Here is an 18,436-nt window from a genome sequence, read left to right on the forward strand (position 1 = left end):
TGGGGTCTCCCCATGTGAGAGTAGGACATCGCCAGGCTTCTAATACCGTCAAAAAAGCCATCCGAAAGGATGGCCTTTTTGCGTTTTGGTGGTAATGAAATCTCTTTGGCTAAATACTACGTAACCAATTGCTTAAGTGTTCAGTAACCGTTCATAAAAGTGTGTTAGATTAAATCTTTAGCGTAGAGGAGTGTGATTATGAAAAAGCTGATGGTACTTTTGCCAGTTTTACTCGCAGCTGGGTGTACCAGCACCTCGACGCTTGATCTCGCACAAAACCAAGATTGGACTGGCCTAGCTGAAAGAGACGTTTCATTGCAATTGCCAAAGCGCTCCAATGAGTCTTTAGCAGAGCTTGGAGCTAACGATATGGGCGAAAAAGAAGTCTATTTAACTTCATACGAATCTTCAAAAGAGCAGTTCTGTGACCCATCCCGTGCATTCAAAATGGGATTTATGGGTGAGCGATATGACGGATTTTGTGATGATAGAAATGACGGCTGGATTTTCTATCAAAACTGGAACATCGGGCGCGGTTCATCGCAAATGGATCATTTTCCTTTCTGAGCTACCGAACAACACAGATACATATAAAAAAGGCTGACGAGAATGTCAGCCTTTGTTGTTAGTGCATATCTCAAAGCATTAGTTATTCGCGTGTAGCTCAGCGTTTAACTCAACCGCAGATTTGTTAGTCAGACACTCAATCTTACCGGTCACTGAGTTGCGACGGAACAGAAGGTCGGTCTTACCAGCAAGGTCGCGTGCTTTTACTGTTTCCACTTCTTGGCCGTTCGCATCCAGCATGGAGACTTTTGTACCTGCAGTCACGTACAGACCTGATTCGATGGTACAGCGATCACCCAGTGGGAAACCAAGACCCGCGTTCGCACCCAACAGGCTGTTTTCGCCGATAGAGATAACGATTTGGCCGCCACCGCTCAAGGTGCCCATGATTGAAGCACCACCACCGATGTCACTGCCGTTACCGACCATCACACCTGCAGAAATACGGCCTTCCACCATGCTGACGCCTTCAGTGCCTGCATTGAAGTTGATGAAGCCTTCGTGCATAACAGTGGTACCTTCACCCACATGTGCACCCAGACGAACACGCGCGGTGTCTGCAATACGGACGCCTGCAGGAACCACGTAATCAACCATCTTAGGAAACTTGTCTACGCAATCTACTGTCAGGGTTTCACCTTTCAGGCGAGCTTCCATTTGACGTTCAGCGAGCTCTGGTAGATCGATTGGTCCTTGGTTAGTCCAAGCAATGTTGTGCAGTAGACCAAAAATTCCATCCAGAACGATGCCATGAGGCTTAGCAAGACGGTGAGAAATAAGCTGAAGCTTAAGGAAGCCCTCTGCTACGCTTGCTGGCTTTTCGTCCGTCGCAAGAATAGTCAAAACGAGAGGTTGGTTAGACTCCGCTGCTTTGGTCGCAAATGATGCTGCTGCTTGTTCGTCAGCTGCTGAGAAAGCAGAAGCGATAGCTGCACATTGTGCTGCTTCCACTTCAAACGCTTCGTTACTGCCCTGGTAACCCACAACGTCAGCAAGAGCTGAAACCAGAGAATCTGAAGGGTTAAGAACTGGGGTTGGGAAAAATGCTTCGATGATTTTTCCGTCTTTGTTTTTGGTCGCGGTGCCAAACGCTAAAGCAAAACTGGCCATGATCCGGGAGTCTCCTTGTCTCTTACACCAGCATCGGTTGATATCAGATGCTGCATGATAATTGTGATAGCTGGAGACATCTTAAAGTGAAGTGCATCAAGATTGAAGGGTGAGTGGAGAGAATCCTTTAGATTAACGGCTCTTGCAGTGAATATGGGTTAAATAGACCGAAAATTAGGACAATGTTGAAATAAAAAACGCTCCGTATGGGAGCGTTTATTGAGAAGTTAAGCCGCTTCGGCGTCATCTTCCTTTGGGGCTTCAGCCTTTTTCTTTACTGGTTTTGGGGTGGGCTTGCGTTTAGCCCCCAGAGCATAGAGTACTTCTTCACGATTTTGCGCAAGGAAAAGGGACAGTTCTTCGCGTTGCGCTTCATCGCCTGTGACTTCGCTTTTACCCAGCAGCTCAAATAACTCATCTGCCATGTCGAGCATTTTGTCATACGCGTCAGCTTCCGCTTTAGAGGTAAAAGTCATCTTCTCTTCTCCGTTGCGTTCAACCACATATTTGACGATAACGGCCATGGTTAACCTCTCTTAATTTGTTTACTGTCTGTTTATACAGTAGAGTAAAGTTACCTGTCTAGTTTAACCGTGATTACTGTGATGGCATTGGAAAAATTCTCAGATATTTATCATCGAGCAGCAACAAGAAAGGGAAGTAACAGCGATCTGGAGCAGCGTCTGGCACACCCTAAGAGCGTAAAAGAACTTAGCGAGATCCCGGATGATCGATGGCTAGCGACATTCAGTCAGAAGATCTTCCAGTCGGGAATGAATTGGCAGGTTGTGAGAAACAAGTGGCCAGGTTTTGAAGAAGTCTTCTGGGGCTTTGATATTGAAAAAATGTGCCTAACTCCGCCCGAAATGTGGGAGGAGAAAGCCACAAACCCTGCGATCATTCGCCATCTGGGTAAAGTCATGACTATTCCCCACAATGCCCAGATGATGAAAAGTGCAGCGAAGCAGCACGGCAGCTTTGCCAAGTTTGTCGCGGAGTGGCCGGAAAATGACATCATTGGCTTATGGGCACACCTGAAAAAGCATGGAAGTCGTTTGGGAGGAAATACCGGGCCTTATTCACTTCGTATGATGGGTAAAGATACTTTTATTTTGTCTGGCGATGTTGAGGGATATCTGCGGGCTCAAAAGATCATTGATGGCGGCCGGGATACCCGAAAATCTCTGCATGCGGCGCAGGAAGCCTTTAATCAATGGCAGGAAGAGAGTGGACGTCCACTTTGCCAAATTAGCCAGATTATCGCTTTCAGCGTGGGTGATAACAGCTATTAATCGTTAACTTGCCACTCGCTGGTAAAGGTTAGAAAACGTTCAAACAGCAGCGAGTGGTGTTTGCTTTTGTGGTGTGCCAACCAGTACTGACGGCGCAGATCGAGTGGCAATGTCAGCTTATGAAGTCTTTTATTGCTGATGGCATGCCTGGCAGCCAGCGTTGAAAGGTAAGCCAAACCAAGCCCTGCAGCAGCACAATTGATGATGGCTTCAGTGGTTCGAAGCTCAAAAGCTACCGTCCAGTTCTCCAATCTAGGGGCAATTCGTGAGAGGAAATGCTCACGGGTGCCGGAGCCTGTTTCCCTCAACAACCATGCGTGATTTTCCAAATCAAACAGCGTAATACCTTCTTTTTGAGCCAAAGGATGGTCGATGGCGCAAACAATACACATTTCGTCAGAGAGCCAAGGCTGCATGTGTAAATCATCGTTTCCCAAATGGTGCTTACTTTCACCTTGTCCTTCAATCAGTCCGATATCGAGCTCAAATGCGAGCAATCTGTCTATGATCGACTGACTGTTAGATATCACCAACTCCTGGTCAATATGATTGCTTTGTGCCCTGAAGTCCCTCAGCAAAAATGGCACCAGTTGGTTTCCTATTGTATCGCTTGCGCCCAACCTAAGGTGGCCAGAGAGCTCGCCATCAGAGTTCAGTACTTTCGTGATTTCATCACTTCGGGTAAGCAGTTCGTCTGCCATAGGGAGGAGTCGACGACCTTGATCGTTGAGTATCAAACGGTTGTTGACCCGTTCGAACAGTTTGTGTCCTAGCTGACTTTCCAGCTCTGTTATAGCCATGCTGACAGCAGGTTTGGAGAGGAAAAGTAGACTGGATGCAGCCGTGATGGTTTTTTCCTGCGCAACGGCGACAAAAACCTGTAGCTGGCGAAGAGACAATGACATCTAGCTATCTACCCATCGATTTAACCTGGTTTAAGTTTAACTTAACTTTAGGTTAAAGATATTCAGATATACTAAATAATGATGTCGTTCTATCATATTTTATGTGTTTTTCTTCTAAAGATGTGACAGAGCAATGCGTAGACGTCTCAACTTACTTCCTACTCCAATGGCTGGCCTCGCGCTGGCAATCGCAAGCCTTGGTTGGAGCTGGGAAAATGCCGGTAATTTCGGTGGGAATGCTCAGGTTTTAGGGGCGGTGCTCGGTGGTGTGATGCTATTGATGATCGCACTGAAATTTACTTTTTCTCCCAAAGGTCTTTGGTGCGATTTGCAGCACCCTGTTGTCGGCAGTGTGGTGCCTACTTTTGCTATGGGCGTGATGATTGTTTCTGCTTCTGTTGGCAAAGTGTCTCCTCTTGCGGGCGATTCTCTTTGGATGCTGGCCGTGGTCGCCCACGTCGCGTTCCTCGTTTCTTTTGTTTATCACCGTGCCCGTGATTTCTCACTCACACACATGGTACCAAGCTGGTTTGTGCCACCTGTGGGCCTGATAGTTGCGGATGTTGCTTTCTCGGGTAACCCTGCGCTGCGTCCCGTGGCGGATGGCATTATGCTATTTGGTTTACTGGCTTATGCTGTGTTGTTGCCACTCATGCTTTACCGCCTGATTTTCTGTGGTGAGGTGCCAGATGCGGCAAAGCCAACCATTGCGATTCTGGCTGCACCAGCAAGCCTGTCTTTGGCTGGCTACCTAACCGTGAGCCAATCACCCTCACCTGTCATTGTGGCAGTGCTTCTGGGGATTGCCTTGCTGATGACACTGGTGATTTACGTGTCATTTGCCAAGTTGTTGCGTTTGCCATTCTCACCGGGTTATGCCGCTTTTACCTTCCCAATGGTGATCGGCGCGACAGCATTGTTTAAAACTGCGGCTTGGTTAGAGTCGGTTGGCGTTGCGGCAACTTATGTGAATCAGGTTTATGTGCTGGGTATTATCGAATTGGTGGTCGCCACTATCGTGGTTGGGTATGTGGCCATGCATTACCGCCGCTTCATTTCCCTGCAATGGAAAATGCCAGCCACAGCATAACCTTCGCAAAATCGCCCCAAATAGCCTGCATCTTGTGCAGGCTTTTTCATTTCTAACTGCATGAAATTGCACTCTTGAGGGCATTCCGCCACAATCTCTCCAATACCGTTCTCATGAGTCTTGCCCGTGTTCACTGTCTATCACTCTAACCAGTTGGATCTTTTGAAAAGTCTGCTGGTCGCCATCATTCAGAAAAAGCCGTTGGATAATCCTTTCCAAAAGGAATTAATCCTGGTGCAAAGCCCGGGTATGGCGCAGTGGCTCAAGCTGGAAATGGCCAAAGAGCAAGGGATTGTTGCGAATGTTGAGTTCCCACTTCCCGCCACTTTCATTTGGCAGATGTTCACTCAGATTCTGGATGATGTGCCGCAGCGAAGCTTTTTCAACAAAGAAGCGATGACCTGGAAGTTGATGACTGTCCTGCCAGAGCTCCTAAACCAACCAGACTTTGATGAACTGAAACGTTACCTCGAAGGCGATGACGACAATCAGAAGCTTTACCAACTGGCAGGTAAGATTGCCGATATCTATGACCAATATCTGGTGTACCGACCAGAGTGGATAAAGGCATGGGAAAACGAGCAGACTGTTGATGAGTTGGCTGAGGAGAAAAGCTGGCAACCCACGCTTTGGCAGGCGCTTTACGATTACACCCTTCAGCAGGAGCAGTCGCCTTTTCACCGTGCCAATCTTTATGAAGAGTTTATTGAGGCACTAGCGTCTCATAAAGGGAAACCAGACGGTCTGAAAGGCATTGAGCGCGTTTTTGTGTTTGGCATTTCTGCTTTGCCTCCTCGTTATCTTGATGCCCTTAAAGCATTGGGTGAGAATGTTGATGTCCACTATATGTTCACCAACCCCTGTCGTTATTACTGGGGGGATATCCGCGACAAACGTTATCTGGCGAGACGTGCAGCCAGCATGGAGTCACGCATCAGCCGTGCCAGTGATACTCAAGAGCCGGCGCAGTTTGCCCTGCCATTAGTCAGTGAAGATGACTCGGCCGAAGTCGGTAATAGCCTGCTGGCGTCTATGGGTAAGCTTGGCCGAGACAACCTACTGCTGATTTCTGACCTCCAATGTAATGAGGTCGATCAGGGCTTTGTCGATGTGCAGCGTGACAGCCTACTTCATCATATTCAGGCTGATATTCTTGATTTAATTGAACCGGGTAACATCCAGGAAACCCTTACCAGTGAGAGCAAGGTGGGTATTTCTGCTGAAGATCGCTCTGTCATGGTGGAGGTTTGCCACAGTCCGATGCGTGAAGTGGAAGTGCTGCATGACAGGCTGCTTGAGATGCTCGAACAAGACCCGAACCTGTCGCCGCGGGATATTATCGTGATGGTCGCCGACATTAATGCCTACAGCCCGGCGATTCAGGCAGTATTTGGCAATGCGCCCGGTGAGCGCTTTATTCCGTTCTCGATTTCTGACCGCACCGCGGATCAGGAAAGCCCAATCCTAACAACGTTCTTGCGATTATTGGGGCTACCGGACAGCCGTTGTAGCGCAGCGGAGCTTCTGGAAATCCTCGAAGTTCCTTCCGTGATGCGTCAATTTGGTTTTGATAACCGCCAGTTCGAGAAGGTTAAATTCTGGGTAGAAGAATCAGGCATTCGCTGGGGACTCGATGATTCGACGGCGGAACATTTCTCCTTGCCTCATCAACATCAGAACACCTGGTTGTTTGGTCTTAACCGCATGTTGCTGGGTTACGCCATGCCGAGCGACGTCGGGCTTTACAACGATGTGTTGGCGTATGACGAAGTACAAGGATTGGAAGCAGAGCTGGCAGGTAAGTTAGGTGAGTTCTTCCGTGTGATGTCGGCGACGCAAAAAGTGCTGCTGGGCGCGAAAGACGGACATGCCTGGGTGCAGGCACTGACAGCACTCTTTGACGATATGTTTGCGCTGGATACAGACGAAGAATTAGCAGGGCAGCTTATCCGCACCCAATTGGATAACTGGCTGACCCAACTGGATGACGCTGGCTTCAACCAAACATTGGCGCTCCCGATCGTGCGTGATTATCTGAAAGAAAAGCTCGGGGGCGAGCGTGTCAGTCAGCGCTTCCTTGCCGGTCAGGTGAACTTCTGTACCCTGATGCCAATGCGTTCTATCCCGTTTCAGGTGGTGTGCCTGCTTGGTATGAACGACGGCGATTATCCGCGCACCATCGCGCCGGTTGGCTTTGATTTGATGGCGGGTCGTACCCGCGCTGGTGACCGTTCCCGTCGGGATGATGACAGATACCTGTTCCTCGAAGCGCTGCAATCAGCACAGCAACGTTTATACATCAGCTATGTAGGCCGTTCCGTTCAGGACAACACAGAAAAAGTGCCTTCTGTATTGGTGACTGAATTACTCGATTATTGCCGTTTGGGATACTGCCTTGAAGGCGACCAAGCTCTGCCGGAGCATGAATCCGGCGCGCGTCTGCTCAACGCCTTGAATCATCATAATCCACTCGTCCCTTTCAGCCGACAGGCCTTTACTGAAAGTCGTCAAAGTTACGCGGCGGAATGGTTACCAGCAGCGCGTGGCGAAGGGCAACTTGCATCGCCTTTCCTTGATGGTAAAGCTCTGAGTGAAGAGCCTGATCTGCAATCCGGTGTGGTCGAACTTGCAGAGCTTCAGCGATTTTGGCGCTTACCTGTTCAGTACTTTTTCAACCGCCGCTTAAAGGTATTCTTTGAGTCGCCGGAAGGGGCAATGGAAGATGCTGAACCCTTTGCGCTCGATAATCTTCACCGTTACCAGTTACGCGATGCGCTCCTTTCCCATGTTATTGCCCATGATGACAGTGAAGCCTCGCTGGAAGCCTTCTTCAGGCAGCAAAAAGCGAGCGGCAGCTTGCCACTCAATCATTTTGGTGAGTTGACACTTGAGACAGAACAAGCCGGAATTTTGGCTCAGTACGCGCAGTTGAAACCATTGTTGAGCGACAAACGACAAGCGTTGGAGATTAATCTTTCTGTCGCCACCTCCCGTGGCGCGGTCAAACTTCAAGGCTGGCTGGATGAGCGTTACCGCGCTGGTCGCATTCTGTATCGAAGCGGAAAAGTCAGGGCGAGAGACAAGCTGGCAGCATGGATTGATCACCTTTGCCAGTGCGCGGCAGGCGAGCAACTGGAAACACGCTTCATCGGAGTGGATGACGATGTGGTGTGGAGTTCTATTGCCAAAGAAGACGCTTTATCGAGCCTTGGGGTTTACATCGAATACTATCTTGCGGGGACGGAAGCACCACTGCCTTATCTACCAAATACTGCGCAGGCGGGCTTAGCGACTTGTATTGATAAGAAAGGTCATTGGTCGGAAGACGACGCCACGTTGGATAAAGCGCGCAGCAAAATGCGCTCAGCCTTTGAAGGGGGCTATATGGTCTCTGGAGAAGGAGAAAATACTTATGTGGCTCGGGTCTGGCCACAGGGAGAAGATGAGCTGCTCGATCAGGTTTTTGAACTGGGTAAGACTTTGTTGCTACCTGCGCTAAATGGCGAGAAAAAAGAAGACTGACTGAGGAGTCAGTCTTCTTAGTAAACTCAAGCGTTGATCTTGAACTTCGACAATTGACTGCGTCCGGTGTCGCTCAGAGATTTCACCTTGTCGCTCAGTCCCAGTGTATCTTCCGATGCTTCGCGGTTGGTGTGAGAAATATCGCTGACATTGACCACACTGCGTGCAACTTCCTGCGAAGCGCTGGCTTGCTGTGAGGTGGATGCTGCCACAGCAGTGTTCATTTGCTCCAATTCATTGATCAGCTGAGATAGCGCTGTCAGCTGCGTTTGGGCAAGTCTTGCCTGCTCAAGGCTTTGTGCGGTTTTGTCTGTACCACTGCTCATGATTTTCGCGGCGACTTGAGCACGCTCCTGCAGCCTTTCGATGATGGCGTTGATTTGAGTTGTCGACTCTTTCGTGGAGTGCGCAAGCTTACGTACCTCATCTGCTACCACCGCAAACCCTCGGCCTGCGCTACCTGCACGTGCTGCTTCAATCGCGGCATTGAGCGCCAACAGGTTGGTTTGCTCAGAGATATCGTTAATCACAGTGACCACATCGCTGATTTGGTCGCTTGATGCGGCCAGCTCACGTATGCTCTTTTCAGCATCAATTACATCGTCATTCACCTGCTCAAACTTACCCAGAGAGGCAGATAGTGATGCTTCAGCTTCAGTCACCAGTTTACGGGAGTGACGCGTACTCTCTTGTGCATTGAGTGTGCTGGACTCAACATCTTTGATGGCAGAGGACATTTCTTCCATCGCACTGGCCACTAAATCCAGCTCCTGGCTTTGGTTGCGAATGCCATCCGTAGAGCGGTTCGCCAAATCAGCCATGGTTTTGCTGTCGCAATCTAGCTGAAGCAGCGTGGAATCCACGTTGGAAAGCAGGCCTTGCAATTGCTCACAAGCAGCGTTGAGGTTACGTGACATTTCGCCCAGCTCGTCAGTGCTGTTGACATTGGCGCGGGCGGTCAAATCACCACTAGCTACCACGCTCAGTGCGCGCTGAATTTCACGTACTGCATTGACCAGCATGCGAGAGAGCATGGTTGCCAGCAGCACCAGAATAGCGGTGACACACAGTGCAAAAAATGCAGCCTGTGAGGTTTCTTTCCATACCAGTGTCTCTAAGTCATCAACGTAGAGGCCAGTACCAATCAGCAACCCCCAAGGTTCATAGCGTTTTACGGCGCTGACTTTTTCCAATGGCTCTTTACCGCCCGGTTTTGGGAACCAGTAGCTGGTAAAGCCGCCCTCTACTGGCTGGGCAACACGACGGAAATCTTTGAGAAGCAGGTTTCCCTTGCTGTCTCGGAAGCTATTGAAATCTTTACCGAGCAGACTTTTTGCGCCTGCTAACATGATGCCTTTTTTATCGATAGCGAAGAAATAACCGTCCGCACCAAAAGTTAACGGTTGGATAGCGGCCATCGCTTTATCACGACCGGCTTCGGAGGGATCACTCTGATAATGACTGTCGATTATTTGCGTCGCCAGCTCGATGGTTTGCATTAAGCTAGATTTTCTCTCCAACAGGAGGTCTTTATGCAGGCTTCTCGCTTGGAAAGCTGTCAGCAGGACAATGCTAATCACTGAGATGCACACAATAAGAAGTAGCTTATATCGCACAGATAGGTTTGCAACAAATTTCATACTCAGTATATCCGTGTATTTAGATGTCCGTAACGAAAATGAAACATGAAGGTTCACTTAATTGGAGCAAAGTATCAATAGAACGACTGGTAATGATAATTGTTTTTGATTGATCTGCTTCGCAGACTTATTTTTCATTACATAAAATGTCCAGTTTTTGCAACGTGCTTGTAAAGGAAGTCGATAATTTCAGCGTCTGCAGTCCAATGACAAAATGTCACAGTATTAATATCTCTACACAAACTGCGTGTTTTTGACTCAGATAACTCGGTTAAAGAGAGAGTTTCAACGTTTGCATTCCTTCATTCGCCTCTATGGAAATGGAATGACTATTTATCGTGAAATTAGCCTCGAATTGAACCGAACAATGAACTCTGAAAGCGAGCATTTTCAGGTGTTTTGGGTATAAACTAGGGACATTATTCCCCTTTGAGCCAACAGTGCATGCCAACCCAACTTCTTGACCCCATGTCATTTCCCCTTCACGGACAAAGGCTGATTGAAGCGTCTGCTGGTACGGGGAAAACCTTCACCATTGCGGGTCTATATTTACGACTACTGTTGGGGCATGGCGCCGAAGATTCAGCGCACGCTTCGCCGCTGAGTGTTGATCAGATTCTGGTGGTGACCTTTACCGAAGCGGCCACTCAGGAGCTTCGTGATCGTATCCGCGCACGTATCCATGATGCCCGTCTTTCGTTTAGTCGAGGGCACAGCGAAGATCCGGTGATCAAACCGCTACTGGAAGAGGTGCAGGATTATTCACACGCAGAGCGTTTGCTTCTGCAAGCCGAGCGCCAGATGGATGAGGCAGCGATCTACACCATTCACGGTTTCTGTCAGCGTATGCTGACCCAAAATGCTTTCGAGTCGGGCAGCTTGTTTACCAATGAGTTCATTACTGATGAGAGCGCTTTACGCGAACGCGCGGTTTCGGATTACTGGCGACGTCAGTTCTATCCATTGCCAAAGTCGCTTGCAGGTGTCGTACGGGGTTACTGGGAATCGCCACTGTCACTGCTGAAAGACATTAGCACTTATCTCTCTGGACCGCTGGTCACCATCAAAGCGCCGGATATGCCGGAAAACCTCGATGACTTGCATCAGGAGAACCTGGCCAAAATCGAAGAGGTGAAAGGACTGTGGCGAGAAGCTGCCGCTGATCTTGAAGCTTTGATCTCAGGATCAGGCGTTGATAAACGCAGCTACAGTAAAAAATCGCTGCCAAACTGGCTTTCTGAAGTCACGGACTGGGCGTCCTGTTCAACAACCAGCTATGAATTGCCGAAAAACCTTGAGCGCTTTTCTGCGTCAATGCTGGCAGAGAAAACCAAGAAAGGCGAAGTGCCGACGCATCCGGTTTTTGAGGCAATTGATATGCTGGTGGCCAACCCACCAACACTGAAAGATGCGTTGACGGCACACGCCATTCGTCAGGTGAGAACATTACTGGCTCAAGAAAAACGACGCTTTGGTTGGTTGTCATTCGATGATTTGCTGTCACAGCTTTCATCGGCACTGGAAAGTGACAGTGAAGGCATTCTGGCTGAACGTATCCGCACATTGTATCCGGTCGCCATGATTGACGAATTCCAGGATACCGACCCTCAGCAATACCAAATATTCAGCGATATTTATGCCGAGCAGCCTGAATGTGGCCTCTTTATGATTGGGGACCCTAAGCAGGCGATTTATGCTTTCCGTGGTGCTGATATTTTCACTTACATCCATGCACGCCGTCAGGTGGCCGACCATTACAACCTTGGCACCAACTGGCGTTCGACGGCAGGGGTGGTAAAAGCGGTCAATCATGTCTTTGAAAATGCGGAATCGCCTTTTATCTATAACGAAGATATTCCTTTTACTGCTGTCGCTTACTCGCCGGGGGCTGATGAACGCTATTGGGAGGTCAATGGTAATCAACAAGCCTCGATGACCCTTTGGCTGGATGAAACGGCAGATCTGGTTTCGAAAGCGGATTACGAAAAGCAAATGGCCCATGCCACGGCGAGCAGCATCCGCGAAGTGCTGACCAAAGCGCAGGAAGGTAACGCGCATTTCTGCAAAGGCGACAAACGCAAGCCTATTCATGCCGGAGACATCGCAGTGCTGGTGAGAACCGGTAGCGAAGCAGCCAAAGTAAAGATTGCACTGGCAAGGCAGGGCATTGCTTCTGTTTATCTCTCGAACCGCGACAGCGTGTTCTCAAGCCATCTGGCAGCGGATGTTCAAAGGCTACTTGCTGCTGTACTGACGCCTGATAGTGAGCGAACACTTCGTGCTGCACTGGCAAGCGGCCTATTTGCGCTGACGGCCAGTGAAATCGATACCTTGAACCATGACGAAAAAGCGTGGGAGAGGGCGGTGATGGAGTTTTCTACCTACCAAACGGTATGGTTTACCCGAGGCGTGATGCCCATGCTCCGTCAGGTGATGCAACGCCGTGGTATCGCGGAACGCTTACTTTGTGAAGACAATGGTGAGCGGGCACTCACTGACCTGATGCATCTTGGTGAACTGCTGCAACAGGCAAGCCAGACACTGGATAGTCACCATGCGTTGATCCGCTGGCTGGCTGACCATATCGATAACCCTAACGGCAACAGTGAAGAGCAGCAGGTGCGTTTGGAGTCTGAGCGTGACTTGGTGCAAATCGTCACCATCCACAAATCTAAAGGTCTGGAATACGATCTGGTTTACTTACCGTTCGCCTGCAATTTCCGTCCGTCAGACAGACCATTTTTCCATGATGAAGACCATAAGCCAGTGCTGTCGTTGACTGAACCTGACTTTGCTATTGAACAGGCAGATAAAGAGCGTTTGGCCGAAGATCTCCGACTCGTTTACGTTGCTCTGACCCGTGCCGTCTACGGCTGCTTTATTGGTCTGGCACCGCTCAAAGATGGGAGAAAATCTTCCGGTGATACCGGGCTTCATAAATCGGCACTGGGTTACCTGATTCAAAAAGGTGAGGCATCAGATGCAGCGGGGTTGGTTGCTGCGGTTGATTTCTTGGCAGAGAGTTGCGACGGCATTGAGAAAACCTCACCGCCTAAAGTGGTGGACGGCAAATTGGAGCCAGAGTTGGCGGATGATGACGTCATTGAAGCGCGAACCTTCGAAGGGCGTATCCGCCGCGATTGGCGCTTGACCAGCTATTCCGGTTTAGTCAAGCAAGGCCACAGCAGTGCGCTACCCGATTTACCTGCCTTTGATATTGATGCTGCAGAAGAGCAGCACGAAGAAAGCGAGACGGAGACCGACAGCGCGCCTACCATATTCCAGTTTCCGAAAGGTGCGCGTCCGGGAACTTTCCTGCACACCTTGTTTGAGAACGTCGAGTTTGGGCAAGACATGTTCAGCGAGGAAGTGGCCGAGATGATCCGCCATCACCTGCTGCTCGAAAACTACGACGAAAGCTGGATACCTGTATTGCAGAAATTGTTGTCTGATGTCGTATCTCAACCTCTTAATGACGAAGGATTGATGCTGTCTGAGGTCGATGAACCCGCAAGATTGACCGAGATGGAATTCGTGATGCCGGTGGAAAGGCTTGATAGTGGCCGTGTGAACCGGTTAATTGCCGAACACGATCCTCTTTCAGCGCAGGCTGGTGAGCTTCACTTTGATACCGCCAGTGGCATGCTGAAAGGTTTTATCGACTTAGTGTTCTGCTGGCAGGGGCGTTATTACGTGTTGGACTGGAAGTCCAACTATCTTGGAGATTCGCCTGCCGATTACACTGAGGAGGCGCTGGCAGATGCCATGGCGGATCACCGCTACGATTTCCAATACCAGATTTACTCACTCGCCCTGCATCGATTCCTGCGACAGCGTATACCTGATTACTCACCTGAACGCCATCTTGGCGGTGTTTTCTATCTCTTTGTTCGTGGTATTGAAGCGGGTACTCGCCATGGCATTTTTTACACCTCACCTTCCCTTGAGCTTCTCGATGGTCTTGATGCCATTTTTTCCGGCGAAGGACAGCTTTCTGATGGAGAGTGCCTAAATGGCGATAAGTGAAAAACTCAACGCGCTGTATAAACGTAAAGCCATCAGAGCTATCGACCGTCAGTTTTCCCAGTTTATCGGTGAGCAGCTTGGGGACGTTGAATCTCCCATGGTGGGCTGGGCGGCTTTGGTCAGCTTTGAGCTGGGTAAAGGTAATGTCTGTGTTGATCTTGCAGCATTAGACAGCGCTAGACTTTTTGACGTGATGCCCGCGGAATCCGCGGAACTTGCCATCTTGATGACACCTGAAAATGCGCTCGCGTTGGTGTCCGCATCTCCGGTTGTCGGTGATGGAAGTGTACCGACACCTATGGTGCTGAGTGGTTCCCGCCTCTACCTTCATCGTTATTGGGCTGCAGAACGTCTGGTGACTAACGAAATTACAGCACGTGCCACTGAGCTTCCTGTGCCGATGACGCTGCGTGGCGTGTTGAACGATCTTTTCCTACCGGATATGGCTTTGCTTCGTCAGTTCTACAGCACATGGGAAGACAACGAAAAGGCGGAGAAACTGGCCGACTTCTTCGACATCAACGATCTGACACAGGTCGATATAGACGCGCTGAAAAAGGCGTTAGATGCAAAAGCCACGGATGCTGAGGTGCTGAGTCTAGTGCCAGACTCGGCACGATTGAACTGGCAGAAAGTCGCGGCTGCCGTGGCGCTAAGTTATCGCTTCGCAGTGATTTCTGGCGGCCCTGGAACGGGTAAGACGACAACAGTGGCGAAGCTTCTGGCGGCGATCGTCAGCAGTAGCGACAACCCGAATGGCCCTGAAATCAAGCTGGTGGCACCGACGGGGAAAGCGGCCAACCGTCTGACCGAATCCATCGGAAAAGCCGTTGCGGCATTGCCGGTGAGCAATGAGGTGAGAGACAAAATTCCGACTCAGGCATCAACCATTCACCGATTGCTTGGTGCCATTCCAAACCGTGTTGAGTTTCGACATCATGCTGGCAACCGTCTTCACCTTGATGTGCTGGTGGTAGATGAAGCATCCATGGTTGATTTGCCTATGATGGCCCGATTGCTCGCGGCATTGCCTCAGCATGCCAGAGTGATTCTTCTGGGAGATCGCGACCAGTTAGCTTCTGTTGAGGCGGGTGCTGTGTTGGGTGATATCTGTCTGCATGCCGGAAGTGGTTTTAGTGCTGAACGCGCAAAGACCTTAGCGTCACTGACAGGCTTTTGTTTACCGCAGGAAGCTTCTGTACCTGCTGTGTCTGATGGCGTATGTTTGCTGCGCAAAAGCTACCGCTTCCATGCTAAATCCGGTGTTGGCCAACTGGCCTATGCCATTAACGCCGGCGAAACACGCTGGGTTGAAAGGGTGCTGCAACAAGGCTTTAGTGATATCGCCCTTCATGATCTTGATGGCGATGTGTATGGCGAAGCCATTACTATGGTGGTCAATGGGTACCGCGGCTATCTTTCGGCATTATCAGAGGGTGCAGATAACCGCACCTTGCTGAAACATTTCTCTGATATCCGTCTGCTGTGTGCGCTTTCAGATGGCCCGTTTGGGGTTAAGGGCTTGAACACAGCGATTGAAAAAGCGTTAGCCAAAGTGGAGCTTATCGCACCAGGAGAAGAGATTTTCTACCCGGGGAGGCCAATTATGGTGACGCAGAACGACCACGGCCTTGGTTTGTACAACGGCGATATCGGCATTGTGGTGAAGCAGGAAGAAGGACTTCGCGTAGTGTTTGAAATGGCGGATGGTTCAGTAAAAGCCTTTCTGCCAAGCCGTCTTCCTGAGCATCAAACTGCCTACGCAATGACGATTCACAAATCCCAGGGGTCTGAATTCAGTCATACCATTTTGATGTTGCCACCTACCCCGACCCCCGTCATGACAAGAGAGCTGGTGTACACCGGTGTGACACGGGCAAAAGACAGATTGGATGTTTATGCCACCCGCACCAGTTTGGCGCGGGCGGTGAAACGGAAAACGCAGCGGTTTAGCGGCTTGGCAGACGCATTACACGTCCGTTAAGTGCGAGGGTCAGTATCTTGGAGCGGCGCTGCAGGTTGTAAAGTTCTTGCTTGGCATCCGGCAGTGCAGTGACATCGGCTTCTACAAACCCGTGCTCACGGAACCAGTGGATACTGCGGGTGGTCAGTACAAAAATCGTTTTGATACCCGATTGCGCCGCCTGCTGCTGGATATATTGAAGCAGGTTGGTGCCGCGGTCGCTATCACGGTATTCAGGATGAACGGCAACACAGGCCATTTCTGCTGTTTGTGACTCGGGGTAAGGGTAAAGTGCCGCACAACCAATGATGCGCTCATCTCTATCAATCACAGTAAAACGTGGAATCTCCTGCTCCAGTTGCTCCCGTGAGCGTCTCACCAGAATCCCTTGCTCCTCCAATGGACGGATCAGCTCAAGAATACCGCCGATATCATCAATAGTGGCCTGACGGATTCGCTCTGCACTTTCGGTCACAATCTGTGTACCGATACCTTCCACGGAGAAGAGTTCCTGAATCAGTGAACCATCGACTTTATAACTGAGAAGGTGGCTTCTTGGCACGCCTGAACGGCATGCAGCAACGGCACCACGTAAGAATCTGACAGTACCGGAGTTCTCATCACCCGCTGTTGCTCGCTGACGCAAAATTTCTTCTGCCTGGTGCGGGAAAAGTTCTGAGAGTACATTGCCATTAGGACCAATCACACCTTGCAGCGAACAGAAGCCAATCAACTTGTCAGCATTAAGGCGAATCGCCAATTGTGTTGCGACTTCTTCGGAGGTCAGGTTGAAACATTCCCCGGTGACGGAGCTGGCAACAGGGCCTAAAAGAACGATCGAGTGCTGATCGAGTTGGCGGTGTATACCGTCGATATCGATCCTGCGGATCCGTCCGCTATGGCAGTAGTCCACACCTTCGTCGACACCCAGTGGTTGTGCAATCACAAAGTTCCCGCTGACCACGTTGATCTGCGCGCCAGCCATGGGCGTGTTATTTAGGCTCATGGAGAGGCGGGCAGTGATATCGAGTTGGAGCTGACCTGCAGCTTGTTTTACCACTTCGAGTGCAGCAGAATCTGTGACACGAACACCTTTATGGTAAGGCGTCTCAACCCCTTGCTTAGCAAGGTTCTGACTGATTTGAGGGCGGGCGCCATACACCAATACCAGCCGCAAACCCAGGCTGTTAAGAAGAGCTATATCATTGACAATATTGCCGAAATTGGGGTCTGCAATCGCTTCACCACCTAGCATGACAACGATGGTTTTGTTCTGGTGTGCGTTCACATAAGGCGCTGATTGCCTAAATCCATTTACGAGTGCTGTACTGCGAAGTTTCAACACCTTACTCCATGATTGTGACTTTATATGCTGTGATAGTGACTAATTATTCTAGATTTGGCAAGGGGCGTGACACGGATTCAAACATTGGATGCCTGATTTGGTCGGCAGTGATGTCCTTTTTATAATATTATTGTTAGTAATTGAGAGTTTGTCTCTTATTTGAGAGTTTATTTGTGGGTATCGTCGGACAATCTTTAACGCTTTTCGTCGTGTTGATTTCGGGGGCCATTGGCTACCTGGTGGCAAATGATATTCCTATCTTCACTGAAGTGGACCAAACAATCATATACGGTGAATGGGTTGAGCAGGGTGTGCCGTCGTACGCTGCGGACAAGTTCGAAGTGCGAAAAGATGGTATCTATATAAAAGGTGCCCGCACGACCAGTTACTATGAGTTTACTGGCAGCAAACTCATTTATACGGTGGGAAATAATACCTACCTTTACACCGTGGAAGATAAAAATACGTTACAAAGAGAAAAGCCTTACCACTACAGCACACCATTTACGAAGCGTTGACGCTCAATCAATAGTTTGCGGGTAATACTCTCAATAGTTCAGTCACGGGGCACAAGCCAAGTGCCACACGGCGAATCCGATCTGCGATATCTTCATTCCCACCGAGGCACCGGCGAATGCTGTTATTAATCATTTCATCGCTGCTACCGTCACTGGCTAACGTGCGAATCCATTGATACTCGATAGAGTCAGTGTCGAGCAGCGTCTTACGTCCTACTTTTAAGTCCATACCGTACTCCTTTACGAATGTGTTTAGTTTTTAAGACATTTTCTTTTCATCGGATTTAAACGAATTTCTATGACAGAAATGTGACAAAGTGTTTCAAAGTTCGGCGCATATGCTTTCGATCGCATTATATCTCCCAGTAATTTTGAGGGTTTATGCGGTCTATCTCGCCTTTTGATTGCAGAAAAGACAGGGTTCTGTCACCCTCTTTTTCATTGTTTTCTGATTCAGG

At 49.6% G+C, this 18,436-nt stretch carries 13 protein-coding genes; 7 read left to right on the forward strand and 6 right to left on the reverse strand.

Going from position 1 to position 18,436, the window contains the following annotated elements; all coding sequences use genetic code 11:
- Window positions 1–198 precede the first annotated feature (198 nt).
- On the forward strand, window positions 199–567 hold the full coding sequence (locus tag D515_RS04175; protein ID WP_002536296.1) for a DUF2799 domain-containing protein: 369 nt from the start codon (window positions 199–201) through the stop codon (window positions 565–567).
- A gap of 78 nt (window positions 568–645) precedes the next feature.
- Here the strand turns inward: D515_RS04175 and dapD are convergent, their stop codons facing one another.
- The gene (gene dapD, locus D515_RS04180) at window positions 646–1,677 is read right to left on the reverse strand and encodes a 2,3,4,5-tetrahydropyridine-2,6-dicarboxylate N-succinyltransferase (protein WP_002536297.1); all 1,032 of its coding nucleotides are present in this window, start codon (window positions 1,675–1,677) and stop codon (window positions 646–648) included.
- A gap of 227 nt (window positions 1,678–1,904) precedes the next feature.
- Window positions 1,905–2,201, reverse strand: a complete 297-nt coding sequence (locus tag D515_RS04185; protein WP_002536299.1) for a YebG family protein — start codon at window positions 2,199–2,201, stop codon at window positions 1,905–1,907.
- Window positions 2,202–2,282: 81 nt separating this feature from the next.
- Between D515_RS04185 and D515_RS04190 the strand changes: the two genes are divergently transcribed.
- The gene (locus tag D515_RS04190; RefSeq protein ID WP_002536300.1) at window positions 2,283–2,969 is read left to right on the forward strand and encodes a DNA-3-methyladenine glycosylase I; all 687 of its coding nucleotides are present in this window, start codon (window positions 2,283–2,285) and stop codon (window positions 2,967–2,969) included.
- Here the strand turns inward: D515_RS04190 and D515_RS04195 are convergent.
- Window positions 2,966–3,874, reverse strand: coding sequence for a LysR substrate-binding domain-containing protein (locus D515_RS04195; protein ID WP_002536302.1), 909 nt, complete (start codon window positions 3,872–3,874; stop codon window positions 2,966–2,968). The two genes, D515_RS04190 and D515_RS04195, sit on opposite strands and share 4 nt — an antisense overlap.
- Window positions 3,875–4,007: 133 nt before the next feature.
- Here D515_RS04195 and D515_RS04200 point away from each other — a divergent pair, with 133 nt between their 5' ends.
- Both D515_RS04200 and recC read left to right on the forward strand, forming a co-directional pair.
- The gene (locus D515_RS04200; RefSeq protein WP_476729713.1) at window positions 4,008–4,964 is read left to right on the forward strand and encodes a TDT family transporter; all 957 of its coding nucleotides are present in this window, start codon (window positions 4,008–4,010) and stop codon (window positions 4,962–4,964) included.
- A 126-nt stretch (window positions 4,965–5,090) separates the two neighbouring features.
- On the forward strand, window positions 5,091–8,486 hold the full coding sequence (recC, locus tag D515_RS04205; protein ID WP_002536305.1) for an exodeoxyribonuclease V subunit gamma: 3,396 nt from the start codon (window positions 5,091–5,093) through the stop codon (window positions 8,484–8,486).
- Between the two features lie 26 nt (window positions 8,487–8,512).
- On the opposite strand, the gene D515_RS04210 is transcribed toward recC, so the two are convergent.
- Complete coding sequence (locus tag D515_RS04210) at window positions 8,513–10,126, reverse strand: methyl-accepting chemotaxis protein (RefSeq protein WP_002536307.1); 1,614 nt, start codon at window positions 10,124–10,126, stop codon at window positions 8,513–8,515.
- A 444-nt stretch (window positions 10,127–10,570) separates the two neighbouring features.
- Here D515_RS04210 and recB point away from each other — a divergent pair, with 444 nt between their 5' ends.
- Entirely contained in the window at window positions 10,571–14,152 is a 3,582-nt protein-coding gene (recB, locus tag D515_RS04215; protein ID WP_002536308.1) for an exodeoxyribonuclease V subunit beta, read from the forward strand.
- Window positions 14,139–16,136: an exodeoxyribonuclease V subunit alpha gene (gene recD, locus D515_RS04220; protein ID WP_002536309.1), complete on the forward strand. Its 1,998-nt coding sequence runs from the start codon at window positions 14,139–14,141 to the stop codon at window positions 16,134–16,136. The genes recB and recD overlap by 14 nt, the downstream gene beginning before the upstream one ends.
- Here recD and argA read toward each other — a convergent pair.
- On the reverse strand, window positions 16,102–17,457 hold the full coding sequence (gene argA, locus D515_RS04225) for an amino-acid N-acetyltransferase (RefSeq protein WP_192815490.1): 1,356 nt from the start codon (window positions 17,455–17,457) through the stop codon (window positions 16,102–16,104). The two genes, recD and argA, sit on opposite strands and share 35 nt — an antisense overlap.
- Before the next feature lie 176 nt (window positions 17,458–17,633).
- Here argA and D515_RS04230 point away from each other — a divergent pair, with 176 nt between their 5' ends.
- Window positions 17,634–17,978: a DUF2850 domain-containing protein gene (locus tag D515_RS04230; protein ID WP_002536313.1), complete on the forward strand. Its 345-nt coding sequence runs from the start codon at window positions 17,634–17,636 to the stop codon at window positions 17,976–17,978.
- 7 nt (window positions 17,979–17,985) lie between these two features.
- On the opposite strand, the gene D515_RS04235 is transcribed toward D515_RS04230, so the two are convergent.
- Entirely contained in the window at window positions 17,986–18,207 is a 222-nt protein-coding gene (locus tag D515_RS04235) for a hypothetical protein (RefSeq protein ID WP_002536314.1), read from the reverse strand.
- Window positions 18,208–18,436: the final 229 nt, after the last annotated feature.

Source organism: Grimontia indica (assembly GCF_000333895.2).
Lineage (GTDB): Bacteria > Pseudomonadota > Gammaproteobacteria > Enterobacterales > Vibrionaceae > Enterovibrio > Enterovibrio indicus.